This window comes from Legionella lytica (genome assembly GCF_023921225.1).
GTDB lineage: Bacteria > Pseudomonadota > Gammaproteobacteria > Legionellales > Legionellaceae > Legionella > Legionella lytica.
This window is the reverse complement of the sequence record NZ_CP071527.1, coordinates 2,344,048-2,356,129: the sequence shown is the minus strand read 5'-3', so window position 1 is coordinate 2,356,129 and position 12,082 is coordinate 2,344,048. Positions and strand designations below refer to the sequence as shown.

The window sequence follows — 12,082 nt, the reverse complement described above, 5'->3', positions numbered from 1 at the left end:
TAAAAACTGGGGAACTATAAGCCTAACTTATAAAAAAGGCAAACCTATAATGTTGGGGGCGGGGATAGTACAAACTATGTTTGCATTAAAACGGTACCAGCTCCTTGCTTCAAAATATGCTATATCTTTAATTAAAGAAATAATTAATAAATTCGTAAGGTTATTTGCAGCTAAGTGGATTTGACAGCTAATTATTTCCCACATTATGATGATGTATAAATACTACTCAGGGAGGGTGTTTTTATGCTTGGGATGGTTGCATGGGAAGATGTATGGAATGTAATTAATTTTGCCAAAGATAAAAATGATGATTGGTTTTTGCAAGGTCCTGCCCGAAGATTTATGGAAACGTATAATGCACGACCCGGTTTTTTTACATCATATAAAAATGGCTATGAGTTTTCGGGTAGTTTGCTAGCCAATATTGTTTATCCTGCGGCATTGAGTGTTTTTTCTGGATTTTCTGTAGCCTGCGTTATTTTTGGGGCCGTTCTAGGGGTAGGTGCTTCACTAGCGGCAACGGGAGCTGCACTATGCGGTAGTTATGAGTTTTGCGATGAGTCGATTGATAATGCAGCGACTGCATTTCACATTGCGGGCTTGGGATTAACGGCATTTGCCATAAGTAGCCTTTTACTTGCCTTTAGCTTATTTCATACGCCTTTTTCTTTTCTTACGCGCTCAGGCTACACCCTTTTTTCAATGTTAACAGCTCCCAATTCCCAAGGTGAGAGCACGCCAGAGTCAGGTAGCGTTCAAGAAGTACATGCGGTGATACGTTAAGCGTTGATGAATACTGTTTTTCTATTTGACACAATATTTTTCAAAAACGTATAATGATTATTTTTTAGACATTATACTGGGGAACGGTATGTTTGGGTTATATGGCCAACGCGAAGTGAATTATATATTTTCAAACGATGCAGGAAGCATGGAAGAGATTGCGAGGAGAGCTCTCGATACGTACAGTGAGCGGCCTGGTTTTTTTACTCCCTATAAAAAGGTGAGTCATGCAGTTGGCGAGTTCATTGCACCAGTCGTTTATCCTTTCGCTGGAGGCACTGTTGCCGTGTTTTCAGTATTATCTGCAGCCTTGGCTGCGACGTTTGGTATAGGTTGTTTATTAGTTGCCGCTGGCGCATCGCTCTATGACGACCCGACTCTTGCCAATGAAGCATTTGATTTGGTAAGTACTACCTTGCAATTTATTGGGAATGCATTAGTGACAGCTATTGTTGCCGCTGCTTTAGGTGTCTTGAGTTTTCCTCATAGCATTGCATCGTTAATTACTCGTTCTGTAGCGACTGCCGTCCATTTTACTACAGGGTATACCGATGAGTATGAGTACCCGGAGGAAGATGAAGACGGTACGTGTTTGTCTTACTAAAAACGCGAATACCTAAGTTTTCGTTTGAGTCTAGATGTATGACTGAATTTAATCGCGTAAATCCCGGTCTTTGAAGCCGTGATTTACGTGCGATTTGCTAAAATTTAGCTATTTAAAGGATAAAAAATAACATAAGTAATTTGTATTTTTTTATTCTTAGGCATGTCAATATCATTGACATTATAGTAAAGAATTCCTTCACCAGTATTGGATAATTTACCTACAGCAAGTTTTACATCCGTCCCTTTCATTTCACTAAAGCTTTTTGTGTCCATTTGTTGCTCATCAAAGTCAGTAAAACTCCATTGCACTCCTTTCCATGGACCTGTAGGTGCATCTTTGCTTGAGTTATTAATTATGGAGTATGTTGTTGCTTTACCAAATGGAGTGGTGACTGCTTTTTGTCCGATAATTAGGCCATTAATGGGTGATTTTTGTTCTGTTTTAATTTTGAAGGAACCATCCTTTTCTTGTTGAAATGAAACATCAACGGTACCAGTTTGTTTTATTCTCATATGGTTTATATTATCTAGAAATATTTTATACTCATTTTCAGTAATTCCCAGATTGCTGTGATAGGGTAACGTTTCACCGGGCTTGCGATCTTTTATATAAGATTGGAACCATTCCTGATGCTCAGCTATTCCTTTTTGTAATTTTTGTACAATTTTATTTGCTTCTGCAGATGCGGTTAACTCCATGACTTTAGCTTTTATTTGTTTGTTAGGAGGGAAATAGGAGTTCCATGACTCAGCCATGATATGGCTGGAGAATAATAAAAATCCAGCCATTATTAACATTTTATTTGATAATTTCATAATAGTATCCTGTAAAAATTAAATTTTAATTAGTTACTTTGAGTCAATACTTAAAACCATATTTTGCAAAATAACATCCTTTCCTATTTATCTTAATAGGGTAAGGGCGCTAAATTTGAAAACTCCCCACCAAAGCCTGAACAACCAAATCCCAACCATCAATTAAAACGAACAACAATATTTTAATCGGTAATGAAATACTCATGGGAGGCATCATCATCATGCCAACGGTCATGAGAATTCCTGAAACAATGAGGTCAACCAATAAGAAGGGTAAAAAAATCATAAATCCAATTTGAAAGGCGGTTTGTAATTCGCTTAAGATAAAGGCAGGAATCAATTGATAGAATTTAATTTCTTCTGCAGAGGAGGGCAAAGGTTCCTTTGCTAATTGCAAAATAACGTTCATGTCCTTTTCTCGCGTTTGTCGCAGCATGAATTTTTTTAGGGGTTTGACGGCATTATCAAGCGCAGTTTCGGTGGTAATTTGATGTGCTTCATAGGGTTGATACGCTTCAGTATAAATGGCTTTAGCTACCGGCATCATGGTAAATAAAGTCAGAAATAGCGACAAACTGATGATCACAGTATTCGGGGGCGTCTGTTGCAATCCTAGCGCATTTCGCAACATGGAAAGCACAACCACAATGCGCGTAAACGAAGACAGCATAATTAAAATACTAGGCGCTAAACTTAAAACCGTAAGCAGCGCGAATGCTTGCAGTGCCGGAGAAATATTGTCCTGATCTAAATGGATTGGACCTATATTCGTTCCAGCAGCCAGTACCGTTAACGGGCAAAACAAGATAAAACAAAAAATAATACGCAGAAACATCATGATGAAGGTTTGACCTCCTGAACGGGATGAATAGCTAGGGCATTTTGATTGTCGGCAATTAAAAATCGTTGTCCTTGGTAGTCAAGAATGTAAACTTGCATTTTATGATGCACGGGGATTTTCTCAATGATTTTGCCTTGGATTGGGTTTTTTACTAAACCTTTTGAGCGCTTTGCCAAGAGGAAGAGCACCATGAGTAGGATTAACAAAACAACTAAATAAGGAAGCCAATGGATGTTATTGATTGGATCTTGTTTAAATGTCAGGGTGCTTTGGGCGTGAAGTGCTGGAGAAATGAGTAAGCATAACAGTGCTAAATATCCCTCTTTACGTGCTGCGGCTTCTCTAGTATGAGCGCTACGTTTCTGGATACCTCGGACAAGCCGCGGCACATAGACTGCAAGGAGCGACTGTTTTTCAGTTTTAAACTCAGGCATTACTCTGTTTCTCATGCATTAATTTCCGTAATCTGTACTGCAAAATGGTCATCATGGCTCATCAACTCGCCACGAGCAATTACACGGTCATTTAAGATAATTTCAACCGGCTCATCGGTTTTTTGAGCAAGCAGTAATTCCTGACCTGATTTCAGATCTTTTAATTCAGCAATACTTAAATTTAAGGTACCAATACGCACAGTGCATTGCACTTCAATATCGCCAACCAAACCTAAATAGTTTTGATTAAGAAATTGACCTTCAGTTTGGGGGGCATGTTCTTTTAGGCTTACTTTTTTTACGGTAATACTCATGATTTCCTCTTTAAAATAATTGATTTATGAGATGCTGATTGGCCTAATTCAGCCTCAGCGAATAGCGCTGTTCCACGGAGTATTCTTAATGGCTCAGTAATAGGATGCTTGGTGCTTAGTACGTCACCGACTTGCAAACTAGCAAGACTTTTGATCGATAAATTACTGGAGCTAAGTTCCAGTGATAAATGAATGGTTTGTTCGGCTAATGCTTCCTCAAGAGAACTCAAAGCGGTAGCTTTTCTTGGTGATGCAGGCAGCTGTTGATAAACCCAATCAGGGTTCGTAATCAGGGTGAAATTATTTTGCCCGCAGGCGAAGGTAAGCAGCACACTGGTGGAGCCAGCATAAAACCACTCTGGATTTTCTCCCTGATAGGGCAGCAGCATGCTGTCTTCTCGGTGGAAAAACTTATTGAGTAGTTTTAGGAAAAGCTCTTTGCTTGCGGCATGAAAAACGGATTGTTCACTAGCAAATATTGCCTGGGTGAGCACACTTAAATAATCACCTTCGATGCAAGCAAGTTCATCCTGATGCTCCTGGAGCATATAGGCCTGTTCTACCCGGTAGTTTTTGGGTGTCATCGCCAGATGCAAGCCAAGAGGAGTACGGCAGTACTCCCCATTCCATGCATCCAATTTGTGTTTAAATTGTTGGTTTAATTGCTGCAGTTCTACCGCATTAATTAATCGATAGGGCTTCATAATTTAGTTTCCAACTCTTCTAATAATTGTTTGTCTATATCCATAATCTGCGAGCAGGCTTGGAACATTCTTTGTAAAACGACAATATTGGCAAACTCCATGGTGGGATCAACATTCGAGGCCTCTAAATATCCGGATTGAATAGCCTCTAACTTTTGGGTATTGGCATGTCCATAATGAATTCCATGAGTTGTTTTTGCGCGAAAAAAATTGTCTTGCGTTTGGATTAAATTGTTTTCCATATCATCAAAAGAGGCCATGCCTATGTAGATACCTTTAATGATTTGTCCATTAGTGTAGTAGTAGGATATTAGGCCTTCTTCATTAATTCTAAGCTCATTTTGCTCGCCTTGGGGGTAACCATCATTTTTGTGAATTTCAATAATGGTTTCTGTTTTTTGATCGGTCGAGGCAGTACCTAATACTACATGTTCATCATCTCCATTGTATTGATTTCCGAGGTAAACAGAGATTGGTTGTCCGTTTAGAGATAATTGAATGGTGTTATGGCCTTCTAATAATCCCTGATAAATAGCATTAGTTCCATCAAACTCTATTGTTTGAGTGTATGGAGGGTTTATCTCATCCTTGTTATCGTATTTGATACCCGTTAGTATCCATTCTGTTGGTGGTGCAGTTTGATCGGGTCTTTCAGTGCCTGTGAATTTCAAAGTAATGGTATGGGGATTTCCTTGTGCATCGTAAATGTCTTTTAGCTCAAAGGTGATATCCTCATATTTAGACAGAGGGGATTGTTGGTTTTCTGGTTTTTTTTGAGGTATAAGTTTACCATGAATAAAAATATTTCTGGTGGCTTGGCCTGCAGATATTTTAGGGCCTTGCTCATAGATTGGTGTCAAATTGCCAGAATAGTCGTAGCCCTGCACTTGTCCACCTGTTTTATAATCAATCAAAACGCCATTTTCGAATTTGAAATGCCCATCACGAGTATAAACTAATTCATTATTTTTTAGTTTCACTACAAAAAAACCATTACCAACCATTGCTAAATCAGAACCAGAACCGCTTGGCTGATGATTACCTTCTTTAAAATTAATCGAGGTACCTTGCACACGTACGCCATGCCCATTTCCTTCCTCTCCATGCCCATTACCGAGAGATGAATAGAATACGTCGCTACGTTTAAAACCATGGCTTTGCATATTTGCTATATTATTCGAGGTATTTTGCAATCCGTAACTTGCAGCGAGCATTCCTGAAAGACTGCTATAATAAGTACTGGTCATTTTTGTTCCTTTTAAAACGCTATGTTTTATTTCTCCACTTGACGGAACTTCCCCGTTCAAGTCTTTCAATTAATCTATAGGTACTTGCTCTACAAGAATGTCGAATTACCGCAGTCAAGCGCGGTAATTCGGGGCTGGATGACAAACTTGTACAGAAGACACTTAAGCTTCAACTTCAAGAACTTGGTCCAATTTTGTCTTGAGATGCTCGTCCCCTACTAAAACCATTATTTCTATTGCCCCACTTTGCTGTAAAAATACTGACTTAACCTCTCCTGATAGAGCTTGCCCTTCTATTTTTACTTTTCTACCTAAAAGATTAAGGCCCCGATTTTCTTCGGCTATTTTTAATAACTGCTGTACTCCATCATTAGTTCCAGCTGCCTGCTGCAAGGAAGAAAATTGTGCCATTTGCGCCATAAATTCACGGTTATCTATAGGTTTTAACGGGTCTTGATAGGTTAGTTCTTGCATGAATAATTTCATGTACTCATCTTGGCCCATGCTTGCTGCCGCAACTGGTTCAGTCATTGTTTACTCCATTAATAGTTAAGCGGCTTAAGACTAAGCCTTTTTTCTTTAAATAATTTTGAATGAGCTGCACGAGTTCATTCTGTTCTTGTTTATTTAATGTGTGCAGATTTAGGGTTAGTTCTGCTTGTTCTCCCAGAATAAACAGGTGATTGTTTTTAAACTGTAGGGCACTTGTCATCATGCTATTTGAGATGCTATTAGCTTCTTTGATTGTTGAGGCATTCTGAGTGGATTGGCTCGTTTGCATTGGTAACGATGATTGTTCCAATACGTGCTTTAGCTCAGTCATAAGTGGGATCAATTTATTTTCAGGTGAATAGGGGGAAGTGGTATCCGCCGTTGGAGTGATTAATGTATTTTGTAAGGCAACATGTTGAGGTTTCTGGACCTGGGCAGAAGGGGAGAATACAGGCTCATTTTGCTTAGAAAGCAGCTGTTCTGTTTTCAGTGTTTGCAATGGCTTCGCATCAAAGTGTAACTCGGACTGTTGTAGCTGAGTTTGGTGCTGCCAATAATATTCATCTCCGCTACTTTGCTTGGCAGGGTTATTTAACCAATGTTCAAAGCCAACAGATGATTGCTGGTTGGTCTGTTTTTTGGACTGTCCATGGTATTGTGGTAGCGACTCGTTAATTTTCATTATATTCCTATTATCTACCTCAACCACGTTGAATAACCCATTCATCCAAGGCATTATTCTCTGCTTTCTTTTGTTGCTCCTGGCGTTCAGTCTGTTCACGTTCCAAATATTTTTCTAACATCTTTAATTCTGTTTTAATACGCTGCATTTTTTCCTGCACACTCCGTTCGGTATCTTGATGCTGTTTAAGCGCCATATTCAACTCTTCCTTTTTTTCATGTCGTTGCGTTATAAAATTGAGCCGGTTAATTTCAAAATCAGGATTAATGGTCAAGGAATTAATTCCTGCTTGCTGTATTTGCTTATCCAGTGATTCCATTTCTTGGCGCACTTTTTCTAATTGGTTTTGTACCTCATGTAATTGCAAATTAAGCTCATTAAGTTGCCAGTTTAATTTGGTCATCAGTGCTGCAAGCGATTTATTCATAATAAAATCTCTTTAAAGCGATGCATGAGTTCATTAAAGGATAAAGGCAGCTTTGTATCTTGAATGAGCAGCTCATTGATCGTGGGCATGTGTTGAACGGCGGCATCCAAGAGGGCATGATTTCCAGGTTTGTAAGCCCCCAATTCAATCAAATCTTTATTTTGTTCATAAATACTTAGGGTGGAGAAAATCTGGCTCATGATTTGCTGTTCTTCTGCACTAACCAAATGCTTGGCCAACCGAGAGACACTTTGCAGAATTGAAATTGCCGGGTAGTGACCTCGCTGTGCTAACTCACGAGTGAGTACAATATGCCCATCAAGAAGCGCGCGCATATGGTCAGCTAATGGCTCATTAAAATCATCCCCTTCAACCAAAACCGTATATACCGCACTAATACTTCCTTGATTCTTAAAATTTCCTGTACGCTCAACAATGCCAGGGAGCAACGCAAAAACACTGGGGGTATAGCCACGTGCGGTAGGGGGTTCTCCCAAACTAAGACCGATTTCTCGTTGTGCCATGGCAAAGCGGGTAATCGAATCCATAAACAACATGACGTGTTTGCCTTGCTGGCAAAAATATTCAGCAATGGAGGTAGCCGTATACACCGCCTGACGACGTTTCAATGCGGATTCATCGCTGCAAGCAACCACCAGCACTGATTTTTTTAATGTCTTCGCATCCAAATGATTACAGATAAAGTCATTGACCTCCCGGCCGCGCTCACCAATCAATGCAATTACATTAATATCCGTTTGCAGGTTTTGTACCATGTTGCCAAGCAGGGTACTTTTTCCCACACCACTACCCGCAAAAATGCCAATTCGTTGTCCCTTCCCTAAGGGCAATAAACCGTCTATAGCTTGGATTCCCGTGCTTAAACGCTCGCTAATTGGCAAACGATTAAAGGGACTAATCTTTTTATTTTGGGTAAACACCCGTTCTTTGTTGTGTATATGCAAACGCTCATCGATTGGTTTCGCAAAGGCATCAAGCGCATGGCCTAATAAGGAATCACCCACCGTAATACTTAATGGGCTTCCTGTGGCTCGCACTTTATACCCCATGCAAACAGGAGCCGAATCATAGGGCATAAGATAGACCTTCCCTTGCTCAAAACCGATAACCTCAGCCTGCATAATCGGTTGATGATGCTGATCCAGGATATCGCAAACCTCGCCAATGAATGTTTGTGGCGGTCCATTAGCAACTAGCTTTAAGCCAATGAATTGCTCAATTTCTCCTAAGCGTTCCACGGCTAAGAGTCCATTAATCCATGGATGCATGAGTGCCTCGCTGCTTTAATTGCAGTAAAACTTCTTTGAGTTTATCGATTTGTTTTTCGATGCTGGCATCAAAAACACCATGACTAGTTTTAAGCACATAACCTCCCAAGGCAAGCGACTCATCGGTTTTTATTTTTAAACCATTTAAATGCTGTGCACTTAATTGCATGACGCCATTTTGCAACGCGGCAATTTCTTGAGGATGTAAACACAGCTCAACTGATTGTTTGTCATTTAATTGCGTAAGAATATGGTTAATTTGTTGACTTAGTGCTTGTTGATTATTGCTGTTTTCAATAAAAAACTGTTTGCTGATGAGCAATACAATATCGGCAATTTCATGAGCCAAATCCAGGCGATTTTGTGCGACAGCCTGGGGTAGTGAAGCTAGCATTTGTTTCAATTGTTGTTGGCTTTGGTTGTTTTCTTGCTCAAACCGAGCACGCTCTTCAGTTGTTCCTGCTAAATAGCCTTGCTCATAAGCTTCTTGACGAATTTCCTCCCATCGTGACTCATCTACTACAGTAGGGGGCTCCGCAATAACCTCTTCAGTTAGCTCAGGAGCCTCTTGGTATAAATAGATTTCTTCTTCACTGACTAAAACATTTTTATAGAGCGTTGCCATGCGGCACCTCCAATTGTTCACTAAAGCTTAATTGCTTTTGCCATTGTTGGAAGAGGTATAATTTTGCCGCTGGTTTCAGCTGCAACACTTGGGTAGTTAATTGCTCGTTGATTTTCTGCTTTTGCATGCACGTCTCTAAAAACAGGGGCTCCCAAGCAAATTGTCCTTGCTCCAAAATAATGGCGATATAAAGAGGGTCTTGTTGGCTTAGCTGTTGGCAAAATTCCGGCAAACTAAACTCCTTAACTATCGGCTGAGGGCAAGGAAGATGACGAAATTTATTCGCTTCTTTAAGTAGTGCATGTCCTTTCATGCCTACAAAATGCTCGCGCTGTGTCGGAGTTAATTGGTTCAGTACCCAACGTTGATCGGCAGATTTTAATTTTGCTAAATTAAGCACGATTCTTTTTAATTCATTATTCATGATGATTTAGCCATTGGGTTAACTCAATTAGCAATTGTTGACGCTTTTTTTGTCGATTGCGTTTTAAGAGCAATACAGTGGCACTGCCAAATACGGTCAGTACGATGAAACCAACAAGAGCCTGCCATTTGCGTTCTTCATTCCACTGCTCCAAAACTAAGTCGTTAAAAGGTTTTGTAGTAATTTCTTGAGGGTTTGGTATGACGGTGGTTTTTAACACTTGAGGCATGCTAATTAAGGCTTCTACACTGATAATATCGCCTCGTTTTTCATCAAAACCTACTGTACTTTTTATGAGGCGTTGAACCTGTGCAATGGTTTTTGCATCCGTCTGTTGTGGTAAAACCACGCTAACTGAAAGGCGCTCAATGGTTCCATTGGCTCGTTTAAATAATTCTTTTTCACGGCCAAATTCATAGGTTTTTTCCAAGGTTAAATCCTGCTTACCTTTCTGCTCCCCTTTTTTATTTACCGTAGAATGCTTGGTTTGTTTTTCGTGGGTAATTTGTCCCTTGCTTTGAGGCTTCACTAATTCTCGTTGCAGCTCATCATAATTGATGGCCACATTGATTTTCACCATGACTTGATCTTTGGCAAAGATTTTTTGCAGCAATTGCATGACTTTGTCATTCAGATAATGCTCTATAGCTTTTTGTGCGGTGAAATGGCTGGAGGAGGGATCTTCTTCGATTGCTGATAAGGTATTTCCATTTTGGTCCACTACGACCACATTTGCTAAACTTAAATGTGCAACACTTGCGGCAACCAACTGTTGGATGCTGTGCACTTGTTTCGGCGTTAAAGCCTGCCTTAAATGCAAGGTAACCGAAGCTTTAGTCTGATTGTTTTCCCGGTCAAATAAATGACTTTCCGGAATCAGCAAATGTACTCGTGCCTGACGTATTTCATCAATACTAGAAATAGTGCGCTCCAGCTCTCCTTGTAAGGCACGTTGGTAATTAATTTTTTGCGAAAAATCAGTCATACCAAAATCATTTTTATCAAACAATTCAAAGCCTACATTGCCAGCCAACTGCATGCCCGAGCCCATGATTTTTAAGCGGGTTTTCGCCACCATATCCTTATCAATTAAAATGTCTCGGCCACCATTGCGAAGCTGATAGGAAATATTCTCCTGATCCAATTGGCTTAAAACTTTATTCGCGTCTTGCTCATCCAAATGATTAAATAAAATAGCGTAGGAAGGGGATAAGACCCACCAGCTGAGCATAAGAGTCATGATGACAATACCGGCGATGCATGCAACTAAACTGAGTTTACGTTTTGCTTCCAAATTGCTGAACCAGCGGCTTGCTGTTTGTAAATAATTCACTTTAAATCTGCTCTCTTAATAAATCTTGATACGCACTCATCAAACGGTTACGAATTTGCTCTAAATACTGAAACGACAACTTAGCTTGTTCCAGGGTAATCATGGTCTGATGCAAGTTTTCTGCATGGCCGCTGGCGAGCTCGTTTAAAGCTTTATCTGCGTTATTTAATTGAGTATTGGTATCGCCTATCTTGTCGCTTATCCAGGAAGAAAAGGACTCTGGGGGAGCGACTTTAGCTGACGCTATTTCAGGGCTTTGCACATTAGGCTTTAAAAAAATGTTATCTAGCGCATCGATTCTCATCGGTCATCTCCTATGCTTAATGCCTGCAAGTACATGCTATGTGCGCTATTGATCATTTTGACATTGGCTTCATAGGCTCGAGAGGCGCGTATCAGTGTGGTCATTTCATCAATTGTGCTAATTCCGGGATAGGTGACATAACCTTGTTTGTCGGCAGCTGGATGCCCAGGTTGATAAACTTTATTCGGGGGTAAATTTTGCGGCACTACCTCTACGGAGTTGATACCCATTTCTTGAGGGTTTTCTACTAATTCGGCGAAGGTTTTGGCGGAGGTAATTACCTGACTTGCCTGGAATACCGAGCCATCCGCATTTTGTAATGAGTGTTGATTGGCAATGTTATTGGCTACCACATCAACACGTAATTTTTCCGCATTCATTCCCTGGCCGGAAATGGCATAAATTTGCGCGTAATTCATTATTGATTTCCTTGTAATGCGAGTTTCATAATGGCTAACTTTTGATTTAAGCCTTTAACCAGAGCGCGGTAATGGGTCATGTTCTGCACATTTAACGCCATTTGTTCATCAATGCTGGATTGGTGATCACAATTCTGGTAGTACGGCGCAATCTCCGATAAGTCATTCGTGTTGGGACTTAAATGGTCTTCCTGTAATTGCTGTTCAAAATTAACTTCCATGCTTTGGTAATTTTCCGTATTGATATTGGCAATATTATTGGCAATAGCTGTCTGGCGCATTAATGTAGCATCTAATGCCAGACTAACTAATTGTATGGTGTAATCTGTACTCATCATTTTT

At 40.1% G+C, this 12,082-nt stretch carries 18 protein-coding genes; 2 read left to right on the top strand and 16 right to left on the bottom strand.

Translation table 11 applies throughout. From position 1 onward, the window contains the following. The first annotated feature begins 243 nt into the window (after window positions 1-243). Entirely contained in the window at window positions 244-783 is a 540-nt protein-coding gene (locus J2N86_RS10390; protein ID WP_252579348.1) for a hypothetical protein, read from the top strand. A gap of 88 nt (window positions 784-871) precedes the next feature. Then, window positions 872-1,387 carry a hypothetical protein gene (locus tag J2N86_RS10385; protein ID WP_252579347.1) on the top strand — a complete coding sequence of 172 codons (516 nt, stop codon included), beginning with the start codon at window positions 872-874 and terminating at the stop codon, window positions 1,385-1,387. Window positions 1,388-1,491: 104 nt separating this feature from the next. On the opposite strand, the gene J2N86_RS10380 is transcribed toward J2N86_RS10385, so the two are convergent. The 16 genes from J2N86_RS10380 to J2N86_RS10305 all read right to left on the bottom strand — a co-directional run bounded on the left by J2N86_RS10380 (window position 1,492) and on the right by J2N86_RS10305 (window position 12,078). Continuing rightward, entirely contained in the window at window positions 1,492-2,205 is a 714-nt protein-coding gene (locus J2N86_RS10380; RefSeq protein WP_252579345.1) for a hypothetical protein, read from the bottom strand. Window positions 2,206-2,314: 109 nt separating this feature from the next. Then, window positions 2,315-3,043 (bottom strand): flagellar type III secretion system pore protein FliP, encoded by a 729-nt coding sequence (gene fliP / locus J2N86_RS10375; protein ID WP_252579343.1) that lies wholly within the window; start codon window positions 3,041-3,043, stop codon window positions 2,315-2,317. Beyond that, window positions 3,040-3,495 carry a hypothetical protein gene (locus J2N86_RS10370; RefSeq protein WP_252579342.1) on the bottom strand — a complete coding sequence of 152 codons (456 nt, stop codon included), beginning with the start codon at window positions 3,493-3,495 and terminating at the stop codon, window positions 3,040-3,042. The genes fliP and J2N86_RS10370 overlap by 4 nt, the downstream gene beginning before the upstream one ends. Further along, window positions 3,492-3,794: a FliM/FliN family flagellar motor switch protein gene (locus J2N86_RS10365; RefSeq protein ID WP_252579341.1), complete on the bottom strand. Its 303-nt coding sequence runs from the start codon at window positions 3,792-3,794 to the stop codon at window positions 3,492-3,494. The genes J2N86_RS10370 and J2N86_RS10365 overlap by 4 nt, the downstream gene beginning before the upstream one ends. After that, window positions 3,791-4,498, bottom strand: coding sequence for a FliM/FliN family flagellar motor C-terminal domain-containing protein (locus tag J2N86_RS10360; RefSeq protein WP_252579339.1), 708 nt, complete (start codon window positions 4,496-4,498; stop codon window positions 3,791-3,793). Before J2N86_RS10360 ends, J2N86_RS10365 begins: the two co-directional genes overlap by 4 nt. Next, a complete protein-coding gene (locus J2N86_RS10355) occupies window positions 4,495-5,745 on the bottom strand; it encodes a flagellar hook-basal body complex protein (protein ID WP_252579337.1) in 1,251 nt (416 codons plus the stop codon). Before J2N86_RS10355 ends, J2N86_RS10360 begins: the two co-directional genes overlap by 4 nt. 162 nt (window positions 5,746-5,907) lie before the next feature. Then, window positions 5,908-6,276 (bottom strand): flagellar hook capping FlgD N-terminal domain-containing protein, encoded by a 369-nt coding sequence (locus J2N86_RS10350; RefSeq protein ID WP_252579336.1) that lies wholly within the window; start codon window positions 6,274-6,276, stop codon window positions 5,908-5,910. Then, the gene (locus J2N86_RS10345; RefSeq protein ID WP_252579335.1) at window positions 6,269-6,919 is read right to left on the bottom strand and encodes a hypothetical protein; all 651 of its coding nucleotides are present in this window, start codon (window positions 6,917-6,919) and stop codon (window positions 6,269-6,271) included. Before J2N86_RS10345 ends, J2N86_RS10350 begins: the two co-directional genes overlap by 8 nt. Before the next feature lie 19 nt (window positions 6,920-6,938). Continuing rightward, entirely contained in the window at window positions 6,939-7,346 is a 408-nt protein-coding gene (locus J2N86_RS10340; protein WP_252579334.1) for a flagellar FliJ family protein, read from the bottom strand. Continuing rightward, window positions 7,343-8,635, bottom strand: a complete 1,293-nt coding sequence (locus J2N86_RS10335; protein ID WP_252579332.1) for a FliI/YscN family ATPase — start codon at window positions 8,633-8,635, stop codon at window positions 7,343-7,345. The genes J2N86_RS10340 and J2N86_RS10335 overlap by 4 nt, the downstream gene beginning before the upstream one ends. After that, window positions 8,619-9,260: a FliH/SctL family protein gene (locus tag J2N86_RS10330; protein ID WP_252579331.1), complete on the bottom strand. Its 642-nt coding sequence runs from the start codon at window positions 9,258-9,260 to the stop codon at window positions 8,619-8,621. The genes J2N86_RS10335 and J2N86_RS10330 overlap by 17 nt, the downstream gene beginning before the upstream one ends. Then, window positions 9,244-9,684 carry a hypothetical protein gene (locus J2N86_RS10325; RefSeq protein WP_252579329.1) on the bottom strand — a complete coding sequence of 147 codons (441 nt, stop codon included), beginning with the start codon at window positions 9,682-9,684 and terminating at the stop codon, window positions 9,244-9,246. Before J2N86_RS10325 ends, J2N86_RS10330 begins: the two co-directional genes overlap by 17 nt. Then, window positions 9,677-11,017, bottom strand: coding sequence for a flagellar basal-body MS-ring/collar protein FliF (gene fliF, locus J2N86_RS10320; protein ID WP_252579328.1), 1,341 nt, complete (start codon window positions 11,015-11,017; stop codon window positions 9,677-9,679). The genes J2N86_RS10325 and fliF overlap by 8 nt, the downstream gene beginning before the upstream one ends. A gap of 1 nt (window position 11,018) precedes the next feature. Then, window positions 11,019-11,321: a flagellar hook-basal body complex protein FliE gene (fliE, locus tag J2N86_RS10315; protein WP_252579326.1), complete on the bottom strand. Its 303-nt coding sequence runs from the start codon at window positions 11,319-11,321 to the stop codon at window positions 11,019-11,021. Beyond that, window positions 11,318-11,740 carry a flagellar basal body rod protein FlgC gene (gene flgC, locus J2N86_RS10310; RefSeq protein ID WP_252579325.1) on the bottom strand — a complete coding sequence of 141 codons (423 nt, stop codon included), beginning with the start codon at window positions 11,738-11,740 and terminating at the stop codon, window positions 11,318-11,320. Before flgC ends, fliE begins: the two co-directional genes overlap by 4 nt. Further along, window positions 11,740-12,078, bottom strand: coding sequence for a flagellar basal body protein (locus J2N86_RS10305; RefSeq protein ID WP_252579323.1), 339 nt, complete (start codon window positions 12,076-12,078; stop codon window positions 11,740-11,742). Before J2N86_RS10305 ends, flgC begins: the two co-directional genes overlap by 1 nt. Window positions 12,079-12,082 lie beyond the last annotated feature (4 nt).